Source organism: Rhodococcus sp. T7 (genome assembly GCF_009872365.1).
Lineage (GTDB): Bacteria > Actinomycetota > Actinomycetes > Mycobacteriales > Mycobacteriaceae > Rhodococcus_F.
Map to the genome: position 1 here is coordinate 1 of NZ_WXYH01000294.1, position 647 is coordinate 647.

At 63.2% G+C, this 647-nt stretch carries 1 protein-coding gene; it reads right to left on the reverse strand.

Going from position 1 to position 647, the window contains the following annotated elements:
• The coding region (locus tag MLGJGCBP_RS23705; protein ID WP_160098504.1) for an AMP-binding protein at positions 1-647 on the reverse strand (647 nt) is incomplete at both ends.

Consider the following 647-nt stretch of genomic DNA (forward strand, 5'->3'; position numbering starts at 1 on the left):
GCGTTTCCGAACGGGCTCGCCACAAAGCGTTCGGCCGTCAGGCCTGGACGGCGTAGATATCCGCGTGACAGTTGGACACCCGACAGGTACAGTTCTCCCGCCACACCCTCCGGTACCGGATTCAATCGCATGTCCAGAACAGCGGCACCCACGCCACGTATCGTCGAGCCGATCGTGAGCGGTTCCCCAGGCTGCAGTGCCGCACTGCTCGTCGCAAGGATCGTCGCCTCGGTCGGGCCGTAACCATTGAAGAACTGCCGACCCGGCGCCCACCTCGACACCAACTCGGGACCGAACGCGTCACCAGCGACAACAACCACCCGCAAATCATCCAGACCCGCCGGATCAACGGATCCAAGCGCCGCCGGAGTGATCAACATATGGCTCACGCGCTCCGCGGCAACCAACTCGGCAAGCTCGGCTCCACCGAAAACCGACGGCGGAGCGATCACCAACGTCGCGCCCGAACTGAAGGCAAGCAGCAATTCCAACACCGACACGTCGAAACTCGGCGAGCAAATATGCAGCACCCGCGACTCCGCGGTCACCGAATAGTGCTCACGCTCCGCCGACACCAAACCCGCCAACCCGGCATGCGTCACGACGACACCCTTGGGCTTCCCAGTCGAACCCGACGTGTAGATCAC